The organism is Paenibacillus luteus, from assembly GCF_006542765.1.
In the GTDB taxonomy this organism is placed as follows: Bacteria; Bacillota; Bacilli; order Paenibacillales; family Paenibacillaceae; genus Pristimantibacillus; species Pristimantibacillus luteus.
This window is the reverse complement of record NZ_SKCD01000033.1, coordinates 227302-248242: the sequence shown is the minus strand read 5'-3', so window position 1 is coordinate 248242 and position 20941 is coordinate 227302. Positions and strand designations below refer to the sequence as shown.

Genomic DNA, 20941 nt, shown 5'->3' with positions numbered 1-20941 from the left:
CTTTCAAAACCCTTTCTCATTATCGAACAGGCCGTAGCTCGTGAAGAAGGAATCCCGGAAATCCAATAGCCGGTCCTCCATGATCGCTTGCCGAACGTCCCGCATGAGTTGTAGCAAGAAATGCAAATTATGATACGTCGTTAATCGCATGCCAAAGATTTCATCCGCTTTAATTAAATGCCGAATATACGCTCTTGAGTAGTTCGTGCATGTATAGCAGGAGCACTCTGGATCCAAAGGACCAAAATCTTCGGCGTATTTTGCGTTACGGATAACTAATCGGCCCTGGCTTGTCATCGTTGTCCCATTTCTGGCAATACGAGTTGGGAGAACGCAATCGAACATATCGATGCCGCGGATAGCGCCTTCAATCAAGGCATCCGGGGAACCAACTCCCATCAAATATCTTGGTTTATTGGCTGGCAAAATGGGTACGGTATAATCAAGCACATCATACATCAGATGTTTAGGCTCGCCTACACTCAGTCCACCAATAGCATACCCCGGGAAATCCATGGAAGTCAAATCATTTGCACTTTGAATACGCAAATCTTTGTACATCCCGCCTTGAACAATCGCGAATAGTCCTTGGTCATGCGGTCTTGCATGCGCCTTTAGGCAGCGTTCTGCCCAACGAGTAGTTCTCTCCAGCGACTTTTTGACGTATTCATGCTCCGCCGGGAACGGGGGACATTCATCAAAAGCCATCATAATATCGGATCCGAGAGCATTTTGAATTTCCATTGCTACTTCGGGAGATAGAAATTTCTTGTCGCCGTTTAGATGAGAACGGAAATGTACGCCTTCTTCCGTAATTTTACGCATTTCGCTCAAGCTAAAAACCTGAAAGCCTCCGCTGTCTGTCAAGATCGGACGATCCCAGTTCATAAACTTATGAAGCCCGCCGGCATTTCTTACGATTTCATGCCCGGGACGAAGAAATAAATGGTACGTATTGCTCAAAATAATGTGAGCATCCATCGTTTTCAGCTCTTCTGGGCTCATTGTTTTGACCGTAGCCTGCGTGCCTACCGGCATAAACGTTGGCGTTTCAATAATGCCATGGGGAGTATGGACTCTCCCTAGACGTGCTCCTGATTGCTTGCATTGTTTGATTAATTCATATTTTACAGCCACAATTCACGCTTCCTATTCCTAATTAGTAAATAAACATCGCGTCGCCAAAACTGAAAAAACGATACTCCTCGGCAACCGCTTCCTCATAAGCCCGCATAACGGCATCACGTCCAGCAAGTGCGCTTACCAGCATAACGAGCGTTGATTTGGGCAAATGAAAATTCGTGAGAAGTGCATTTACCAGCTTAAATTCGTATCCTGGAAAAATAAAAATCGATGTCCAGCCGCTGCAAGCTTCAATAGGACCACCGTCAAATCGGTTTGCTACCGTCTCTAGCGTTCTGGAAGAAGTCGTGCCTACTGCAATAATACGTGCGCCGATGTTTTTGGCTTCATTTATTATTGCTGCATTTTGCTCATTCAGTTCATAATACTCCGCATGCATCTCATGATCCTCAACCAGCTCAACAGACATCGGACGGAAAGTTCCTAGCCCCACATGCAAGGTAACATAGGCCAGCTTGACTCCCTTTGCCTGAAGCTTCTCCAGAAATGCGTCCGTAAAGTGAAGACCCGCAGTCGGTGCAGCCGCAGAACCGGCATGCTTCGAATAAACCGTTTGATATCTTTCACGCTCTTCCAGCCTTTCCTTAATATAAGGAGGCAGAGGCATTTCCCCTAATCGATCCAACAGCTCTTGAAAGATTCCATCATAAGCAAAACGAATCGTACGTCCGCCCATTTCGCCTTCCTGCTCAATGACGGCGCGCAGCAGCGGATTGCCCTCGCCATCGTCACCGAAAGAAAGCTCCGTACCTACCTTCAATCGTTTAGCCGGCTTACCAAGCGCTTCCCAGCGATCGCCCTCAAGCTGCTTTAGAAGCAGCAGCTCGATTTTGGCGCCAGTATCGCTCTTCATTCCTGTTAAACGGGCTGGAATCACTCTCGTATCATTTAAAACAAGCACGTCTCCAGATTGCAAATATTGCTCCAGATCCGTGAATTTCTCGTGTGCGATTTCTCCGGATTGCTTATTTAAAGTCAACAGCCGGGAAGCCGTTCTGTCCAACAGCGGCGTTTGTGCAATCAACCGTTCCGGCAATTCAAAATCAAACCATTCTACATTCATCTCGTATAATCATTCCTTAGCGATGGTTACATCTTTGTAGTAGTATTTCAAAATATATTGATAGTCATACCCCTGCTGGGCAAGGCTTAAAGCTCCGTACTGCGATAAACCAACGCCATGGCCGTTGCCTGAACCGACGAAACGGAAAGATGGCTCTTTTGTGGCTGCTCGCAAATGCTGACTGCCGTCTTGGATAAACAAATTTGCATTCGTTGCCTCGGATACTTTTCCTCCAGCGCTGATCGTGTAAATGGCGGCAGCATCCTGCGGTTTCGTCCGCGATGCCGCACCTGCTCCAAGAATCACAACCTTAGCTGTCTCCTCAATTTGGAACAAGGTACTTGGAAGTGAGGTTTGTACGCCGAGTGTAGCACGGAATGAATCCGGGTAGCTAACTGAAACTTTCTGCCCGTTGGCCAATATTTCAGTCGCGCGTCCCGATGCTCCGCGCTGGCTGACTTCCAATGTCTTCAGAGGACCTGCAATCGCTGTCTTGGCTTTCGAATTAATTGTAGTCTGCATTTCTTGTGCTGTATAAGGGCCTCTCACCCAATTCATCGCATTAGACTCAATCGTTTTCTCCAGTACAACGACCTGCGTTCCGCTATCCACCTGAGCGATGACCGGTACAGCATCTTGAATAAGCGGGTGCTTGCGTACCTTTGAAGCATTCGTGTTTACTTGCATAATCGAGCTTCCTGCTGCCGTTTTTTGTGCAGTCTCATCTAATAAATCCTCACGGATATAACCGATGGCCCCGCTTGGCAGCACGACGCGATACCAGCTTAATAAACCGGCTTCTGAAGAAGTATCCGGGCTTTTTACAGGTTGCAGATATGGAATTGAATTCCCCCAGATCTCTTTCGCGTCTGCCGTTACTCCTCCACCATTTGCCGCGAATAGCGCCTCGATCACTTTGCCGCCATACATCGCTACTTCACCAGCCGTATCATTTACTGCGGCAATCGTTGATGGACGTTCAGAGGTGACTCCGTAATAAGCTTGACTTAAAGTCGTATCTACAACATGCGCGATTTGAAAGCCAAAGCCTTTATTTAAGGCATAGGAACGTGCCGCGACAGCTTGGGCTTTTAATGCCTCAGCCGGCCATGTGGGATACATCTCTATTCCTACAACAGAATACAAATATTGTTCGAATGGCAGCTCGTTGATTACCGCCATCTGCCCATTCAATAGGCTTAGCTCAAACAATCCGCGATAGGTGCGGCTGCTTCTTTCCGTCAGCTTTATAGGTGCTGCGCCTGCGGGAGAGATCGCTACTTTCGTGTCGCTCCCTGCAAACATATAAAGCTCCATGCTGCTTTCCGTTTTGGCGCTGACCGAGTGGTCATTTCGCAATAATAAATATGATGATTTCGAATCAGCGCCACTTAATGCGCTGCCGCCTGCTGCTTTGGCAGCTGCTGTTTTAACAATTTGCAGTTCAGCATCTGTTATAGCAGCACCTACCATAACCGAATAGCTAGCCGACCCGCTGGCTGATGAACGAACAGCTACATATGCGTCTAGGCCAACAGCCCCAAAGTCATTGGCAGCCGTTTGTGCAGCCTCTTTGCTGGCTAACGCTCCCGTTTCCAAATGCAACGGCCCTTGAAGTACCCCTTTATAACTGCCGCTTAGCTTGATCAGCTCGCTGTCGCCATTCCATTTGGTTTGGGCAGTTGCAGCTGTAGCTGCTGTACTATACGTGCCTTCTATGACCTGATAGGAGATGGCTCCATTTTTGGACAATGAGGTCAAATATGGTGTTCCTTTCAGCGTTTGAAGCCTCTTGAAAACAGCCAACGCTGAACCGAAATTGGTTGACTCAAACACCTTAACCTTGTAGCTGTCTAGCGCAAACCGGACCGAGGCAGCGCCTTCTATATTAAACCAAGCACTCACGCCTCCCGGCTGTCTCTCGCCAATGCTCAAACCATCCGTAGAAGAGAATGTAGCTGCTGCAGTCGTCTCCGTATATTTCCCAGGCAATTGCATAAATAAGGCGACGCGAATATTGTCCAACTGTGGTACTGCTGCTTGTGACGGAGAGCCTGTCCAAGCGGAAGCCAGCACCACAATGGCTACTGCCGTAACTATGTATCGCTTAATCGATCCCTTAATTCCCATGTTTGTTGTTCTCCCCTCTGCGTTGTGGCAGCTCGCAGCCATTCACCGAGCAGCTTTGCTCCGTCTTGCTAAACCACTCATATCTCCGGTTTGCAACATAACGGTACATCCGGTCGGCGATCTTTCTCATGCCTGGTATCCGGTAAAAGAAAGCTAGCCGGCGCAAACCCTTCACGGTTCTCAAAACGCGAACTACGCCATCCGCGCCAGCAAAGAGCTGTCCGCTTTCGTCAGCGACATGCATTTTCTCGTACAGCTCCGCATACTTCAGTTGGCCGATATTTGGAATAAGCTGCTGCCCTTCGCCTTCAGCCTCCAACTGCTGAATCGGCACAAATTGCAAATCTGCATTGGATCTCAGCTCTTTCAGCCTAGCTACGGAAGCCAGACAAAGATTGCAATATCCGTCATAAATCACATAGAGCCGCTCGGCTCCGCTTTGCTTTGTGTCGTTCATAGAGGCTACCTCCCCGGAATCGGAAACCCTAAATGCCGATAGGCATTATCCGTTGCCATACGACCGCGAGGCGTCCTTTGCAAAAATCCTATTTGCATTAAATATGGCTCATACACATCTTCGATAGTCTGACTTTCTTCCCCTATCGTTGCTGCAATCGTATCAAGACCGACCGGTCGGCCTGCAAAGGTCGTCATCATCGCTTGCAGCATTTTGAAATCGATATGATCAAGGCCCATAGGATCAACTTGAAGCAGTTCGAGTGCGGAACGAGCGATATCATGCGTAATGACGCCATCGCCGCGAACCTGAGCGAAATCACGTACTCGCTTTAGCAATCGATTGGCGATCCTCGGGGTCCCGCGCGAGCGCATCGCAATCTCCGAAGCCGCTTCTCCTACGATGCCAACGTCTAATATTTCCGCTGTACGCGCCACGATAAACGCCAGCTCATCCACCGTATAAAATTCCAAACGGCTGACAACGCCGAAGCGGTCTCTAAGCGGTGCCGATAAAAGTCCAGCCCGCGTTGTCGCTCCAATCAAGGTGAATGGCGGCAAATCCAGCCGCACCGAACGAGCACTTGGACCTTTGCCGATCATAATGTCGAGCGCGAAATCTTCCATTGCCGGATATAGAACTTCTTCAACCGTACGATGCAGGCGATGAATTTCATCGATAAAGAGCACATCGCCCTCCTGCAAATTCGTAAGCAGCGCTGCCAAATCGCCGGGCCGTTCAATCGCTGGCCCGGATGTCGTACGAAGATGGACTCCGAGCTCATTGGCAATAATGTTCGACAACGTTGTTTTTCCAAGTCCAGGAGGCCCATACAGCAAAACATGATCAAGCGCTTCTTTCCTTAGCTTTGCCGCTTCAATATAAATTTTCAAGTTTTCCTTGGCCTGCGTTTGCCCAATGTATTCGGCCAGATAGCGGGGACGCAAGCTTAGCTCCACCGTCTGGTCATCCATCATCAGGTTGGCGGAAATGATTCTATCGTCCATTAGCGTTCATCTCCCTCCGTTAGCCTTTAAACAGCTGCTGCAGCGCCCTCTTCATCAAAGAATCTACCGTTTCCTCAGCCGTTACACTATGCTGTAATCCATTCCACGCTTTGTCCAGTTCCGGAGCGGTGTAGCCAAGAGCAGCAAGGCCTTCCCTTGCTTCCTGCCACGCCGTTCCTGCCCCTTGCCCCGAGTTTCGGCTCGACGTAAGATCCAAAGCCACGCCTGCTGCCGTAAGCAGTCCGCCGTCGAGTCCAGCGCCAATCAGCTTGTCCTTCAAATCCAAGATCATACGCTGTGCCGTCTTCTTCCCAATCCCTGGTAGCTTTGTGAGAAAGGCGATATTCTCCTGTTGGATCGCTGCAATGACTGCGTCCGGGCGACCTCCAGATAAGATGCCTAAGGCAACTCTTGGTCCGATGCCAGATACCTCCAGCAGCTTGCGGAACAACGTTTGTTCCTCTCTCGACTCGAAACCGAACAATAAAATAGCGTCCTCACGGACGTTATGGTGAATATATACGGTGACAGGCTCTTCTTTCTTAGCAAAAGCGTAGGGGTTTGCCGTAAATATGCGATAGCCTGTATCTCTTACATCCAAAACAATATATTCGGATTCCAAATGGACAACTGTGCCTCTTAAAAAATCGATCACGAACGCTTCACCTCATTGATTTTCTGGTTCAGTACGACGGAATGTGCATGACAAATCGCGACTGCGAGCGCATCGGCGACATCATCCGGCTTAGGCACAGCCGACAGTTTCAGAAACATTTTCACCATTTCCTGTACTTGCTTCTTCTCCGCTTTGCCATAGCCGACAACCGCCTGTTTCACTTGCAGCGGCGTATATTCTCCGATGGGCAGTCCGCGCTGCGTCGCAGCTAATATAATAGCGCCTCTAGCCTGTGCCACATCAAACGCTGTCGTTACATTCCGGTTAAAAAACAGCTTCTCTATACCGACCGTATCCGGTTTGTATTTATCCATTAAAGCACCCGCAGACTCATACACCTGCAGCAGCCGCTGCTCAGGCGCTGTGTGCGCTTCCGTCTGAATTGCTCCATACTGCACGGGGGTAAGCTTGTGGCCAATCTTATCTATAAATCCAAATCCAACGATTGCATAACCAGGGTCAATTCCAAGAACGCGCAAACGGACATCTCCTCAAAAGAAGTTTCATAGAAAAAAAGGTTTATACCGCATGAACGTAAAGTTGCTTTATCCATTATAGCAAAACTTGGCGTGAATGAGAACGCGCGTTTGATATTTCAGTCATTGGACACAAATAAAGAGACCGCAAGTAGCAATACGGCCTCTTTACTTAATCATCTAATTTTTCATTACTTGATGCTAACCAGAAGCGCCCTAGTACGTCGGCTTCATTACCCTTTGATTTGGCTGGGCGGCATAGTCGCTAAAGGTTGACAGCACGCTGTTATACTCATCGATATCGCTAATGCGTATTCCCTTGGAAAGCTCATCCAGCTTGTTCTGCGGCAAACTGCTCTCCATGTAGTGGATATCTAGCTGAAAAAAGGTGCGTACCACCTTCTCTTTTTTGGGAACCCCGTCAAACAGAGCAAGATTGCCTTTCTTGTCCACGCTCATGTAAGCATTTGCTTTGCAATGCTCAGACAAATCTTCAATGTGCAGCTCAACATTTACGGTACCCTGTTGTTCATTCAGTTCGGCTTTCCAATTCGAATAGCCATGCAATAGCTGCAGCACCTGCTTATTCATCATTCGGCCAAGCGGCTTGGATTCTTCTCCGCAAAGATAGACGCGCCTGAGCTGGACGGTGAGAGGCTGCTGTTGCTGCTCCAAAGCTTTAATAACGCTGCTTTGCTGCTCATCAAGCGCCGGCGCCGCCAGTACATGCCCGGCATTTATAGCAGCAAGCCCGCCAAGCAGCAGGCTAAACCATATGGTGCCAAGCGACCACGTAGGGCGTCGATTTCTTCGAAGCCGTTTCTTTAAATTTTTCCAAAGGCTGAATACCATCATGGGGATGACCCCTTCATTATATTTTTTGATAGTATGCGCCAGTGTTACATAAATATTCAAATTGATTGCTTTTTATAATAGTTTGTTTGCTGACTTCTGTAATAAGTATCGGCGTATTGATGCTGCAATTCTGACTGAACCGTGATTGTAAGGCAGAGATATAAGATTGCTCTATTGTGAAAAACATAGTAAATCTTATCTTTGAAAAAAAGCAGCCCCAAGTGCCGCAAGCGACTTTTGGGACTGCTTTATTGCTTATTCTAACGATTTAACCACGGCTGATTGCCACGATTTTTGTTAGGGCGATTAGTTATAGTGCGGATAACAGCTTTTTTGGTAGTTTTGCGCTTTACGGCTGTTTTCGTCGCAATTGGCGTTTCCGCCTCTATTTCGGAAAGCTTTGCTGAGGCAGGATCTGAACGGTTGCCTTTACATCCGCAATCCGATTGATCTTGATTAGAAACGCCTGCGGTTTGCGGCCAGCTTGGATATGGTGAATATGGCATTTGCGCTCCATATCCGTAACCATATCCGCTATGAGGCTGCATGCCAGCCGGTGAGACCGCTCCATGACCATAACCGTACCCAAAACTTGGCTGCATACTTTCCGGGGAAACCCATCCTTGATTCGGTTGTTCTGCTAAAGGCGACACCCATCCCTGATTCGGCTGCGTTGCAAGCGGCGATACCCAGCCTTGATTTGGCTGCGTTGTAAGCGGCGATACCATTCCTTGGTTTGGCTGCGTCGCAAGCGGCGATACCATTCCTTGGTTTGGCTGCGTCGCAAGCGGCGATACCCAGCCTTGGTTCGGCTGCGTCGCAAGCGGCGATACCATTCCTTGGTTTGGCGCCGTCGCAAGCGGCGATACCATTCCTTGGTTTGGCGCCGTCGCAAGCGGCGATACCATTCCTTGGTTTGGCTGCGTCGCAAGCGGCGATACCATTCCTTGGTTTGGCTGCGTCGCAAGCGGCGATACCCAGCCTTGATTTGGCAGTGTAGAAGCGCCTGCCACCATTTGGCTGTTTTCTTGCGCTCCTTCTACCATTGGATGACCATAGCCCCAGCCGGAGCCAGCGCCAAGCGTCATATTAGGGGAAGGATAGCTGCCCACAAAAACCGTGCCCGGTGGACATTCAAATGGTGCATCATGGCTGTCACCTAGCGGGCTTACGGTATTGCCAAAAGGTACAGGCTGCTGCCAGTTTCCGTAGCCATAGCCATGTCCGGTTTGCGCTGGGCTAACTTGCTGGTGGCCATAGCCGTGCCCCGTTTGTGCCGGGCTTACCTGTGGCTGACCATACCCATAACCCATTTGCGCGGGACTTACTTGGTTGTGCCCATAGCCATAGCCCATTTGTGCCGGGCTCACCTGTGGCTGGCTGTAGCCGTAGCCGCTGTGTATAGGCTGTTGTGTGAACGGCGATACCGACTCAGGAGCCTTTGGCAAATCATACAAGGATAGCGCTTCTGTTGCTGGCACGCCATATTGTTTGAATAAATCGACATTAGGCTTATATTCGGAATGAATGGGTTTAAGCTTCTTCTCTACAGGCTTCTCGATCGGCAATGCTTTTTTCGCAGGCTCAACAGCTGCTGCTTTGGGAGCCGGAAGCGGCGCAGGCGTGACCGGTTTTACAATCGGAGCAGTCGGTTTCTTCTCTTGTACAGGCGCGACAGGTGCTATAGGGGCTGTTGGCGTCTTGCCCTCGATAGGTGCCGTCGGCGTTTTGCCTGCAATTGGCGCAGTAGACGTTTTGCCTGAATTCGGAGCGGTAGAAAGCTTGCCGACCCAACCCTGAACTCCCTGCATGATCGAAGAAGGATGCAGGGCGTGGTTGCCGCCTTGACCTGTTCCAAGCGCCGTGCCTTGCATGCCTGGCACCTCTTGCATCGTTTGACCCGCTTTAGGTATGTTTACTACTTCGCCCGTCAGCAGCACATTCGGATTTTTGAGCTGCGGGTTTGCTTTGATCATATCCGCAAGCGGAACGCCCCACGCTTTCGACAGCTTCCACAGCGTATCCCCTTGCTTTACGACATGCTGATGCATGATGTCCATTCCTCCACCCGCGCCTCCTGCATGGCTTGAAGGAATTTTCAGTTTCTGGCCTACTTCAATGACGTCCGGATTCGTGATGCCCGGATTCAGCTTTAAAATCTCTTCCAGCGAAACGTTATACTTTTGTCCGATGGAGTATAAGGATTCGCCATTTTTTACAATATGGATTTTCACTCGCCGTTAACCTCCTGTCACGTTCTAAATAACATGGCACTGCTAATGCCTATTATCAATCCTTACATCCTATGCAGAATATGGGCAGGTGTCTCCACTTTCACAAAAAAAATAGTAAAAAAGCCGGACTCACCCTAAAGGTGAACCCGACTTCTCTTCAAGCAATTGTATATTTCACGTTATTTTTTGAATTCGGTAAAGCTAGGATAGCTTCCTAGTATGCGAACCTGACAGCCAATCGCCTCGATTTCCTGAAGGGCTGACGGCAGCAGCACCGTATCCAGCGCCATATCGATGTCGATGAAAAAATAGTAGTTGCCGAGCTTCTTCTTCGTCGGTCGCGACTCAATGCGGGATAGGTTAATCTTCCTCCAAGCAAATGCCGCAAGCACCTGATGAAGGGCTCCTGGATAATCCTCAGGCAGCGTTATTAATATGCTCGTCTTTATCTTGTCGGATTGGCGTGCCTTATACGGCTCTGAGCCAACTAGCAGAAATCGGGTGTAATTGTTATCGTGGTCGGTAATTTCACTTGCAATAACGTCCAGCTTTTCGTTGGCGGCGGCAGTCATCGTCCCGATTGCTGCCCAGCCGGCGTTTGGGTTGTTTTGAACAATCCGAACGCCCTCGGCCGTACTGCTTACATGCTCCGTAACGGCGTGCGGCAAATGCGTGCGCAAAAACTGCAAGCACTGCGCAATCGCCACCGGATGGCTGATGACTTTAGTGATTCGTGAATAATCAATTGCTCCCGTATCATCCGTCAGCTCCGATTGGCGTCCAATCAAATTTTGAATTGAAGGGTACACCCATTCTGCTTGTATAGGGATGTCGACTTCATGCACGAGCCAATCCATATGCAAACTAACCGAGCCTTCAATCGTGTTTTCAATCGGAATGATGCTATAATCGCTGATTCCATTCACGGTTGACAAGAACACATCCGAAATCAGCCGATGATGTTTATAATTGATTTCTTCTTTGCGAAAAAAATGCCTTGCCGCCTCGTCCGAAACAGAGCCGGCTGGCAGTACTGCTATCGTCTTCATACCTTAACCTCTCCTCTAATTCGATCCGGAAGCGAAATTGCTGGCTGGCTGGAAATGTCCTCAACTATAATTTGCGGACCGCTGCTGCATGGCGCAAGCCATAACGTCTTCGCCTCAATTCCCTCTTGTTTCAACGTATCAAGCAGAAACTGCTCCAAACCGCTTCCTGCTCGTTTAGTATCGGCTGCAGCAGACTCTTCAACAAACGCGATCAGCGTCGGCCCTGCACCGCTTAGCGCTACGCCGAGCGCGCCATGATCAACCGCTTGCTCCAAAATCGCAGTCATGCCCGGAATGAGCGCTGCACGGTAAGGCTGGTGCAGCCTGTCCTTCATCGCATGACGGATGATGCCAAGCTCGCCGCTAGCTAGCGCAGCCACGAGCAAAGAGCTGCGGCCGACGTTGAATACGGCGTCTGCCATGCTAATTTGCGACGGCAGCGCGTGGCGCGCCTTCTCCGTCGACAGCTGAAATGCCGGGATCGCAACCAGCGTCTTCAGCCTCTCATGAGGCTCAATTCGCACGTAATCCGCACGCTCCCCGTCCCAGGCAGAAACAACAATGCCGCCGAACAGCGATGCGCCTACATTATCAGGATGCCCCTCCAGCGCCGTTGCCATTTGAAACAGCTTATCATCGGATAACGGGCTGCCGATCAGCGCGTTGGCAGCTACCAGAGCGCCTACAATCGCTGATGCGCTGCTGCCGAGTCCACGCGTCAGCGGAATATCGCTATGCATGGAAATCGACAACTCAGGAATTTCCACGCCCGCCTCTTTGAAGACGAGCTGAGCCACTTTATAAATCAGATTCGACTTGTCTTTCGGCAAGCCTTTCATTTGATCGCCATAAAATTGAAACTGTGTCTGCTCAGCCACGCTGAGCTCAATCCAGGCGTATAAGGAGAGTGCCATGCCCAGCGTATCGAAGCCTGGACCTAAGTTTGCCGTGCTTGCGGGAATCTTTACAACTACTCTGCGATTATTCATGGGCTTACCCTTCTACGCGGTAGACGCTTTTCACTTTGTGAACGACTTCCAGCGATTCAAACGTTGCAAGCACCTTCTGAATAGCCGCTTTGTTTGCATCATGCGTGATGACGATAATCTCTGCTTCAGGATTCGAAGGCGTCGGCTGCTGCAGCACGGATTCCAAGCTTACTTCGAAGTCCGCGAAAACTTGCGTGATGCGAGCGAGAACGCCGGCGCGGTCAGCTACTTTCAGCAGCAAGAAATATTTAGAAGAGATTTGCTCATCGGTTTTCAGCTTCTTCTCTTTGTAAGCCAAGCTGCCTTGCATGCCGTTTACGCCAAGCTTCAGGTTCTTCACAACGGCTACCAGATCGGATACGATCGACGTTGCCGTTGGCAGCTCGCCTGCGCCTGCGCCATAGAACATCGTCTCGCCTACCGCCTCGCCGTATACATAAACCGCATTGAATACGCCGTTGACCGATGCGATCGGGTGGGATTGCTTGACCATTGTTGGCTGTACGCTGATGCTGATCAAGTCATCCTGGCGCTCTGCGATGCCGAGCAGCTTCACTTCGTAGCCGAGTCGCTTCGCATACAAGATATCTTCTTTCGTTACGGAAGAGATGCCTTGCACGGATACATCCTCAAGCGCAACGTTGGCGCGGAAGCCGATGGTGGCAAGAATCGTCATTTTACGTGCCGCGTCAAGTCCCTCGACATCCGATGTCGGATCAGACTCCGCATAACCAAGCTCCTGTGCTTCTTTCAGCACATCTAGGTAAGAAGCGCCTTCTTGGCTCATTTTTGTCAAAATAAAGTTTGTTGTCCCGTTCACGATACCCATGATTTTGTTGATCCGATCGGAAGAGAACCCCTCTACCAGCGTACGGATAATCGGAATTCCGCCCGCGACGCTAGCTTCATAAAGAACGTCACAGCGATTCTCTTGCGCTTTGGCCAAAATTTCCGGTCCGTGCAGCGCCATCAAATCCTTATTGGCTGTCACGACGTGCTTACCAAGAGACAAAGCTTCCAAAATGTATTCCTTCGTCAGGCCAATGCCGCCCATCACCTCAACGATAACATCGATATCGGGATGACGGATAATATCCCAAGGGTCCTCTGTCAGCTTATCCGGATCGATAGCGATATTCCGTGCTTTCGCCTTATTTTGAACGAGTACCTTTTCAATAACGATCGGCGAGCCGACTTGGCTTGCCAAATCCTCCTGATGCCCTTCGACAATGCGGACGACACCTGTTCCAACTGTACCAAGACCCAACAAACCTACTTTAACTGGCTTCATATATACCCTCCATTATTTGCTTTATTATCCTTGCCCGATGACCGAGGCCTTGCGTACGCCAGGTTGGCTGCGGAGCAATTCGACCAGCGATGACAGTTCTCCGGAAAGCTGCGAAATATCGACGGAGATGACGACGTTGGCGAAGCCCTGCAGCGGGATGCTTTGATTCATCGTCAGCACATTCCCCTCAACACTGGCAACCATGCTGATGACATTGGAGAGTACGCCTGAACGATGCTCCAAATCCATGGAAATCGTCGCAATACGTTCGCGCTCCAGCTCATTCAGCGCATATACGCCATCTTTATACTTATAAAAAGCGCTTCGGCTAAGGCCCGCGCGTTCCACCGCTTCATGTACGGTAGCCGCCTCGCCTCTGCTAAGCATTTCTTTCACTTGTATCGTCTTCATGATCGCTTCCGGTAAAATGTCCTCCCGAACGACATAATAACGTTTAGTCACTATTCGTCCTCCTCAAAAAGACAATTGTTCACCTATAGTGGACATTATATCGAATATTACAGCTTGGGGCAATAGGCAAAAAAAGAAAAGACGGCTTTCGCCGTCTTCAATCGTACATATAGGCTTGTGCTTCCTAGCCATTTGGATTGTAATCGCTGCCTTCGAAAAATTCGAACGCAAAGTCGCCGATTTGAACCATGTCGCCGTCTTTGGCGCCCATTTTGCGAAGCTCCGCATCCACGCCCATTTTGCGCATCGTGCGCGCAAAGCGCATAACCGCATCGTAAGACGTCAGATTCATCCGCTTCATGTACTTATCAATGCCTTCGCTGACAATGACATACACTTCGTCTTCTTTATGAATGGCAAAGGTCGTTTCGTCGCGCTTCTCGTAGGTGTACACCTTACGTTCGGCAACGTCCTTCACGTCCTCAATTTCCACTTGCTCCGACACGGTGTCCAGAACATCAGCAGCTTTGTAAAGCAGCTCCTGCACCCCCTGCTTCGTGAGCGAAGAGATCGGCAAAATTTCATACTGGCGGTCGCCGCTTACTTCGGCAAGCTGCTGCTTGAACAGCTCCAGCTGTTCTGCGGAGTCCGGCATGTCCATTTTGTTCGCTGCAATAATTTGCGGACGATCAGCAAGCTTCTCGTTATAGAGAACCAGCTCTTCGTTAATTTTCACCCAATCTTCAAAAGGATCGCGTCCTTCCGAAGCAGACATGTCGATAACATGGATGATAACCCGTGTCCGCTCGACATGGCGCAGGAATTCATGGCCTAGTCCGACACCTTCATGCGCCCCTTCAATCAAGCCGGGTAGATCGGCCATAACGAAGCTTCGGCTATCGCCCACATCAACAACACCCAGGTTAGGTGTAATCGTTGTAAAGTGGTAAGCGCCGATCTTCGGCTTAGCGCCCGAAACAACCGAGAGAAGCGTAGATTTACCTACACTTGGAAAGCCGACCAAACCAACGTCTGCCATTACCTTAAGCTCCAGCACGACCCAGCGCTCTTGGCCTTCTTCGCCGTTCTCCGAAATGTAAGGAGCCGGATTGTTTTGGGTAGCGAAGCGAATATTGCCACGTCCGCCGCGTCCGCCCTTCGCTATAACGATTTCCTGCCCGTGACGCGTTAGATCCGCAATAATTTCCTGCGTATCGTCATCAACAATGACCGTACCTGGCGGGATGCGAACGATCGTATCCTCAGCTCCTGCACCGTGCATGCTTTTTACTTTACCGCGTTCGCCGCGGTTTGCCTTGAAATGCTTCTGATAGCGGAAATCCATAAGCGTACGAAGCCCTTCATCCACTCGGAAAATCAAGTCTCCGCCTCGTCCGCCGTCGCCGCCGGCAGGACCGCCCTGCTCGACATACTTCTCACGGCGGAAAGAGACGATACCATCGCCACCGTCGCCGCCTTTTACAAATATCTTCGCTTTATCGACAAACATGTTGTGCCCCCGTTCATGCGCGCATTTCCGCCCTCAGCAGCACCTTTGCATATGGCTGCTCGAAGTTGATCGGCTGCATTAGCGCGCCTTCCAACTGCTGTTGTATTTTTTGCTTCCATTGCTGCTCATTCATCAGTTCACCGTCATAATAGAAGGCTGCGTACAGCGCTTCCTCGTCAAGCGACAGCTCCAGCGTAAGAACAGCAGCATTGCCATAGCCAGGCTTCGCCGCAAACCGATAGGCGTTAATCGTATGAATGAGCGTTTCGGCTATTTGATCGGCATCTGCCGTTATTTCATTTAAATGGATATCGCCTTTAATGACGACCTGCAGCTCCAGCGTGTTCGATAGCGTACGAAACGATTGAATGTAGCTAATAAGGGATGAAACGCCAAGCTTGGAGATGCTGCTCTCCACTGCCATCCGTTCGCTTATTTTCTCCACATACTCCGCTGCTTTATCCAGCTTCTTGAGCCTGATATAACCAAACACAACCTGCAGATCATTCATCCAGTCATGACGATGATGATTGAGCGTACGTATTCCCGAATTTTGCAACGAGTGAATTGTCCTAGCCGTTCGCTCCGCATGCTCTTTCCGTTCCGTTCTCACCCAGTATGTCGCAGCAGCTATAAGCCAAACGAGAAAGACAGCAGTTAACCACACTTTAGTAGGCCAAATTAGTACAGCAGCGCAGGGCAAGATTATGGATGCCGCCGCGTAATATTTAGCTGTTGTTAAGCGCCCCATCGATTAAACCTACTTTCTCTGTATTTCCTAGCTTATCCAGTATATCATGCTGCTGTCCCACGGTCATTAACCTCGAAATAAAAAAAACCGGCCTAGCGATGCAGGCCGGGGCTTGGTGCATATAACGTTTGTTTTACGCTTCTACTGCTGCAGCTACCGGAGCAAGAACAGCTGGATATACGCTCACTTTTTTGCGGTCGCGTCCCCAACGTTCGAACTTCACTACGCCTTCTACTTTTGCATAAAGCGTATCGTCTTTCCCGATGCCTACGTTAGTACCTGGGTGAATTTTTGTTCCGCGTTGGCGAAACAAAATGCTTCCAGCGGATACGGTTTGACCGTCAGCACGTTTAGCGCCAAGGCGCTTCGACTGCGAGTCACGTCCGTTCTTCGTGGAACCAACACCTTTCTTCGAAGCGAAAAGCTGAAGATTCAGTTTCAACATAGTTATTCCCTCCCTTATAAAGGATTGTGAAGCAATTCTTGAATGACGACATGTTTGCCGTATGATTTTGCGATAGTGTCAAGCATAACCGCCATCGATTCCAGCAGCAGCTGCATCCGCGCGTCAGAAGCCTCGTCCGCCAGCGCCGGAATATCCGACGAAAGCCAGCCGTTCTTCATCTTGACGGGGAGCTCTTCTCCTGCCAAAGCCTCGATCGCGTTAACGGTACCAACCGAAATGGCCGATACGCCCGCGCAAACGATATCTTTGCCGGGCTTCGCATATTTAGCATGTCCTTCGACTGCAAAAGATACGATGCGTCTGTCAGCGGCTCTCCGTACAAAGGTAACGTTTATCATCGAAATTCCTCTTACGCTTGGATTTTCTCGATTGTAACTTTTGTGAACGGTTGACGATGACCTTGCTTACGACGGTAGTTCTTTTTGGCTTTGTATTTGTAAACGATGATTTTTTTGGATTTGCCTTGTTTCTCGACTTTACCTGTTACTGTAGCGCCGGATACTACCGGAGTTCCAGTTACAAGACCGTCACCTTTAGAAACCGCCAAAACACGATCAAACGTTACGCTCTCGCCTGCTTCAGAATCCAGTTTTTCGATGTAGATAACATCGCCTTCCTGAACTTTGTATTGCTTTCCGCCTGTTACGATGATTGCGAACATAGTTGGTGCACCTCCTTATTTTCGAAGACTCGCCTAATTCAGGTGGTCTGCAGCCTGCGCCGCATACGCTTATTTACCCAATCGGAGCGGTACTTGTACATCTCATCCCAACCGGGTACGAGACAGACACCCAAAGAGTGTACCACACTATGCAAGCTATATCAATTCTTCCAGCCCTAAAAACGATAATTTATTTTGCAGCCATTAAAATTGAGCATAGACCAAGAAGCCAAGCAAAGGCAGTACCCAGAGCAGTGGAACGCCGCTCCAGATCAAAGCCCCCTTATATCTCCGGCGATAAAATAGAACCCATCCTCCGATTAATGCCGCAAGCACACCTACCGGATACAAAAGAATATAAATAAAAATCAGCCAGGTTAATGCATCTCCCGTCGCGTCCGCGCTGTCAAACATCATAACGGACATGGCTGAGACAAAAAGCCATACCGCGATAAACATAAGATAGACAATCTGCGATGCGATGAGTACGGTTAACGTTTTTTTACGATTCATACCTTCACCTGTTTCCCTAGTCTTAATTACGAATTCAAATTTCTTTATTTTAACATATTTTTCAGTGCATTTTGCTACAAAAATATAAAAAACCCGCGACATCGCGGGTTCATTCCGTCCTATATTAGCTAGAGCTATGCTTCATTTTTATTAGTAGTCACACCACAGACAGAGCAGCGTTCCGCCAGCTGGTGAACAGCCGTTTCGCGCGCCTTTTTGCGTGTCATTTCTATTAAACCCAGCTTAGTCCAGCCTAAAATCGTACATTTGGTCTGATCGCTGCGTGTCTTTTCCGTCAGCCTGTGCATCACTTGCTCCCGATGCTTGTCTAATCCCATATCAATAAAATCAACGATAATAATGCCGCCTACGTCCCTCACCCTAAGCAATCTCGCGATCTCATCCGCTGCTTCCATATTCGTGCGAAAAACAGTGTCCTCCAGACCCGATGAGCCGGTAAACTTTCCGGTGTTCACATCGATAACCGTCAGCGCTTCCGTCTCCTCCCAAATGAGATGCCCACCGCATTCCAACGATATTTTGCGATCAAAAGCTTTTCTGACCTGATCGGTTACCCGGTAAGCATCGAATAAAGGCTGGCCTTTCTTATGTTCATAGCGTTTCAGCCGCTTGCGAAGCTGAGGGGTCATCTCCTCGAGCAGCGCAGACACTTCTTCGAATCGTTCGTCGTCATCTATCCATAGTTCATCCATATCCATCGTTAACGTATCGCGAACCGCTCTTCTTAACAAACCTGCTTCACGGTGCAGCTCCGAGGGCACTGCCGCATCTGCACTCCGTTCCACAATCCCCTGCCACAGCTCTCTGAGCTGTTCAACATCGCTATGTAGGGATAGCTCGCTTTCGCTGCCAGCGGCCGTACGAAGGATGATGCCTTCCTCATCCAGCCTCAGTTTTTCACCAATGGCGCGCAGCCTTGAACGGTCGCCCTCGGTGCTTATTTTTTTGGATACACCTACATAATCTGCGCTTGGCATATAAACCAGCCAGCGGCCAGGCAGCGAGAAATGGGTAGTCACGCGAGCACCCTTGCCGCCCAGCGGCTCCTTCATCACTTGTACGATCAGCTCTTGTCCGGGTTTAACAAGCTCTTGAATGAGCGGTTTTTGCGTGGGTTGCTTCTCTAAATGCGGGTGGAGCAGCTCGTCAATATACAAAAAAGCATTTTTGGCTAATCCAACATCTACGAATGCTGCCTGCATACCAGGCAGTACGTTAACGACACGGCCTTTGTACACATTGCCGACCAAACTGCTTGCTTTCGTCTTTTCCATAAAAAAATCAATCAGGCGGCCATTCGCAAGCACTGCGGTTTGCAGCATCTCACCCTGTACATGCATCAACATTTGCTTCATACCCGAGTATCACCTGCCAGTACGCTTTTCATCTATTTTAACTGAAAAGTTCGGATACTGCACGATTAGGATTGCTATCCGACAGGCAGCCCTCGACAATTTTCTGTTCGGGCAGTACTTTTACCTCCTTGCCGCGATCTTCCACCATATAAATCAGATGGTACTGCTCTCTCCGGAACAGCCTTGCTACCGAGATGATCGTTTGCTTGCCGCTTACGATAATGGGGCTTGCCACATGCCCAAGCGTTAATGCCTGAACCGTTACCCGATCCCGATACATTAGAAAACGATAAAAGATAAAAGGAACGTTCCGATAATACGTCCAATTTGTCATGACAAGAAATATACCAACGATTAAGAGGTTAAGCTGAACGCCCTCCTTATCCAATAACCAAGGAAGAAGCGAGAATAGGATCATGATCACGCTGAACAGCATGCTGATGCGGGCAGACCAAATGAGCATTTTATAATAGTTGACAGCATAGCTTAAGGCTGCCTGAAGCAGCTTCCCTCCATCGAGCGGATGTATGGGCAGCAAATTGAACAAGCCTAGCATCAAGTTCGCTTTCCATACATATTCCGCCCATACCGGGTCCCATAGCCCAAGCTGCCCGCAAGCCCAAGCCGCTAGTCCCATCCATACATTTTGCAGCGGGCCAGCTATGGCGACGAGCGCTTCCTCTTTCGCTGGAAGGCCGCCCGCCTCCTCAACCTCAACAACTCCGCCAAAGGGCAGCAGCTTTACCTCGCGTATCGTCCAACCAAAGCTTCGTGCCATGATGACATGGCCGATCTCGTGAACCAGCACCAGCAAGAACAGCGTGATCAACTCAGCAAAATAGCCAGTCATGACCGATCCCAACATAATGATGACAAAGAGCGGATGGACGGACCAAATCATTCCTTTCCATTTAATCAAGCGGTATCACGCCCACTGGATCGATATACAGACCATTTTGCTTCACTGCAAAATAAAGCAGGCTAGGCTGTGTGCCCTCAGACTTCAGTAGGCTCCCGATCGGATCACCTGCTTCGACCCAATCATTTACGCTCACCTCGGTCTTGCCGAGCATACCGTAAACCGTTATCCTTTGATTGGCGTGTTGAATCACGATTGTTGAGCCCTTATCGCTTTGATCAGACAAGTCGAGCACACGCCCTGTCTCAGCAGCCACAACTTGCTCCTCCGATTGACCTGCCAGCTCAATCCCGTTAAGCAGTTCTGCAAAGGTACGTACAAGCGATCCCTCTTGCAATGGCGCAAAGATCGGAAGCTTAACCGTTCCCTCCGCACCTACAGCAGTTTCGCTTTTGTCCTCAAATATTGGAATAAAGGAAGGCGCGCCAGCAAAGGTGTCTTTGTACCATGCGGCGGCAGCAGCAAAATCAATCTCTTCCACAAGTGCCTGCTTCACCAGTGCTTGTCCTGCTCGAGTATACTCATTTTCATATTGAAACAACGTATATATAGCACCAAACAAGAGCACTGCAATCAGAAGCTTCCATGTAAACTCTTTGCGGAGTGTATGTCGGCTTCGCTCATGTGACGGATCTTTTCGATTCGTGAGATCAACAGCCTTCACGTAGCTCCTTTTCCCTCCTAATCCTTCATCCTCCCCCCAGCTTGCCCACGGATTCGGATTGCTTTTCCAAACCGTCTCCGGGTCGGGCTCTTCCCATTCCTCTTCATGAAAATACTCATGCTGCTGCGGAGCAAGCGGCTCTGAATAAAAATCATCTGCTTTTAATTCTGATGATTGAGGGGCCTGCATTTTTTTTATATTGTTCTCTTTGCGATGATTGCTATTATCCTTTGTACTCATCTGGACGCTCCTCCCGCTCCCGTCGCCATCGCGACAGCTTGTATCCTACTACATGAATAT

General features: G+C 49.5%; 22 protein-coding genes and 1 other annotated feature. All 22 genes read right to left on the bottom strand.

Features of this window, described 5'->3' with window-relative positions:
• Positions 1–3 precede the first annotated feature (3 nt).
• The 22 genes from tgt to E0496_RS23225 all read right to left on the bottom strand — a co-directional run bounded on the left by tgt (position 4) and on the right by E0496_RS23225 (position 20881).
• Complete coding sequence (tgt, locus tag E0496_RS23330; RefSeq protein ID WP_175598109.1) at positions 4–1137, bottom strand: tRNA guanosine(34) transglycosylase Tgt; 1134 nt, start codon at positions 1135–1137, stop codon at positions 4–6.
• Between the two features lie 22 nt (positions 1138–1159).
• Positions 1160–2206, bottom strand: a complete 1047-nt coding sequence (gene queA, locus E0496_RS23325) for a tRNA preQ1(34) S-adenosylmethionine ribosyltransferase-isomerase QueA (protein ID WP_141504168.1) — start codon at positions 2204–2206, stop codon at positions 1160–1162.
• 9 nt (positions 2207–2215) lie between these two features.
• Positions 2216–4336, bottom strand: coding sequence for a SpoIID/LytB domain-containing protein (locus tag E0496_RS23320; protein ID WP_241674946.1), 2121 nt, complete (start codon positions 4334–4336; stop codon positions 2216–2218).
• Entirely contained in the window at positions 4326–4793 is a 468-nt protein-coding gene (locus E0496_RS23315) for a thiol-disulfide oxidoreductase DCC family protein (RefSeq protein ID WP_141504167.1), read from the bottom strand. Before E0496_RS23315 ends, E0496_RS23320 begins: the two co-directional genes overlap by 11 nt.
• Before the next feature lie 5 nt (positions 4794–4798).
• Complete coding sequence (gene ruvB, locus E0496_RS23310) at positions 4799–5800, bottom strand: Holliday junction branch migration DNA helicase RuvB (protein ID WP_141504166.1); 1002 nt, start codon at positions 5798–5800, stop codon at positions 4799–4801.
• A 19-nt stretch (positions 5801–5819) separates the two neighbouring features.
• A complete protein-coding gene (ruvA, locus tag E0496_RS23305) occupies positions 5820–6455 on the bottom strand; it encodes a Holliday junction branch migration protein RuvA (protein ID WP_141504165.1) in 636 nt (211 codons plus the stop codon).
• A complete protein-coding gene (ruvC, locus tag E0496_RS23300; RefSeq protein ID WP_141504164.1) occupies positions 6452–6955 on the bottom strand; it encodes a crossover junction endodeoxyribonuclease RuvC in 504 nt (167 codons plus the stop codon). Before ruvC ends, ruvA begins: the two co-directional genes overlap by 4 nt.
• 213 nt (positions 6956–7168) lie before the next feature.
• Positions 7169–7807, bottom strand: coding sequence for a BofC C-terminal domain-containing protein (locus E0496_RS23295; protein WP_141504163.1), 639 nt, complete (start codon positions 7805–7807; stop codon positions 7169–7171).
• A 260-nt stretch (positions 7808–8067) separates the two neighbouring features.
• Positions 8068–10041: a LysM peptidoglycan-binding domain-containing protein gene (locus E0496_RS36630; RefSeq protein ID WP_241674945.1), complete on the bottom strand. Its 1974-nt coding sequence runs from the start codon at positions 10039–10041 to the stop codon at positions 8068–8070.
• 179 nt (positions 10042–10220) lie between these two features.
• Positions 10221–11090: a prephenate dehydratase gene (gene pheA, locus E0496_RS23285; protein ID WP_141504162.1), complete on the bottom strand. Its 870-nt coding sequence runs from the start codon at positions 11088–11090 to the stop codon at positions 10221–10223.
• On the bottom strand, positions 11087–12079 hold the full coding sequence (gene thrB / locus E0496_RS23280) for a homoserine kinase (RefSeq protein ID WP_141504161.1): 993 nt from the start codon (positions 12077–12079) through the stop codon (positions 11087–11089). The genes pheA and thrB overlap by 4 nt, the downstream gene beginning before the upstream one ends.
• Before the next feature lie 4 nt (positions 12080–12083).
• Positions 12084–13370 carry a homoserine dehydrogenase gene (locus tag E0496_RS23275; protein WP_139990967.1) on the bottom strand — a complete coding sequence of 429 codons (1287 nt, stop codon included), beginning with the start codon at positions 13368–13370 and terminating at the stop codon, positions 12084–12086.
• Positions 13371–13394: 24 nt separating this feature from the next.
• Positions 13395–13832 (bottom strand): ACT domain-containing protein, encoded by a 438-nt coding sequence (locus tag E0496_RS23270; protein WP_139990968.1) that lies wholly within the window; start codon positions 13830–13832, stop codon positions 13395–13397.
• Between the two features lie 133 nt (positions 13833–13965).
• Complete coding sequence (obgE, locus tag E0496_RS23265; RefSeq protein ID WP_139990969.1) at positions 13966–15291, bottom strand: GTPase ObgE; 1326 nt, start codon at positions 15289–15291, stop codon at positions 13966–13968.
• Between the two features lie 13 nt (positions 15292–15304).
• Entirely contained in the window at positions 15305–15850 is a 546-nt protein-coding gene (locus tag E0496_RS23260) for a Spo0B domain-containing protein (protein ID WP_241674944.1), read from the bottom strand.
• Positions 15851–16175: 325 nt separating this feature from the next.
• On the bottom strand, positions 16176–16487 hold the full coding sequence (gene rpmA / locus E0496_RS23255; RefSeq protein ID WP_053374800.1) for a 50S ribosomal protein L27: 312 nt from the start codon (positions 16485–16487) through the stop codon (positions 16176–16178).
• A 14-nt stretch (positions 16488–16501) separates the two neighbouring features.
• On the bottom strand, positions 16502–16846 hold the full coding sequence (locus tag E0496_RS23250; protein ID WP_139990971.1) for a ribosomal-processing cysteine protease Prp: 345 nt from the start codon (positions 16844–16846) through the stop codon (positions 16502–16504).
• A gap of 11 nt (positions 16847–16857) precedes the next feature.
• Positions 16858–17169: a 50S ribosomal protein L21 gene (rplU, locus tag E0496_RS23245; RefSeq protein WP_138752392.1), complete on the bottom strand. Its 312-nt coding sequence runs from the start codon at positions 17167–17169 to the stop codon at positions 16858–16860.
• A gap of 15 nt (positions 17170–17184) precedes the next feature.
• Positions 17185–17274 (bottom strand) — a sequence feature (ribosomal protein L21 leader region).
• A 99-nt stretch (positions 17275–17373) separates the two neighbouring features.
• Positions 17374–17682, bottom strand: coding sequence for a hypothetical protein (locus tag E0496_RS23240; RefSeq protein WP_141504159.1), 309 nt, complete (start codon positions 17680–17682; stop codon positions 17374–17376).
• Positions 17683–17816: 134 nt separating this feature from the next.
• A complete protein-coding gene (locus E0496_RS23235; RefSeq protein ID WP_241674943.1) occupies positions 17817–19058 on the bottom strand; it encodes an Rne/Rng family ribonuclease in 1242 nt (413 codons plus the stop codon).
• 37 nt (positions 19059–19095) lie between these two features.
• Positions 19096–19977: a M50 family metallopeptidase gene (locus E0496_RS23230; protein WP_141504158.1), complete on the bottom strand. Its 882-nt coding sequence runs from the start codon at positions 19975–19977 to the stop codon at positions 19096–19098.
• A complete protein-coding gene (locus E0496_RS23225; protein WP_141504157.1) occupies positions 19970–20881 on the bottom strand; it encodes a M23 family metallopeptidase in 912 nt (303 codons plus the stop codon). Before E0496_RS23225 ends, E0496_RS23230 begins: the two co-directional genes overlap by 8 nt.
• Between the last annotated feature and the right edge of the window lie 60 nt (positions 20882–20941).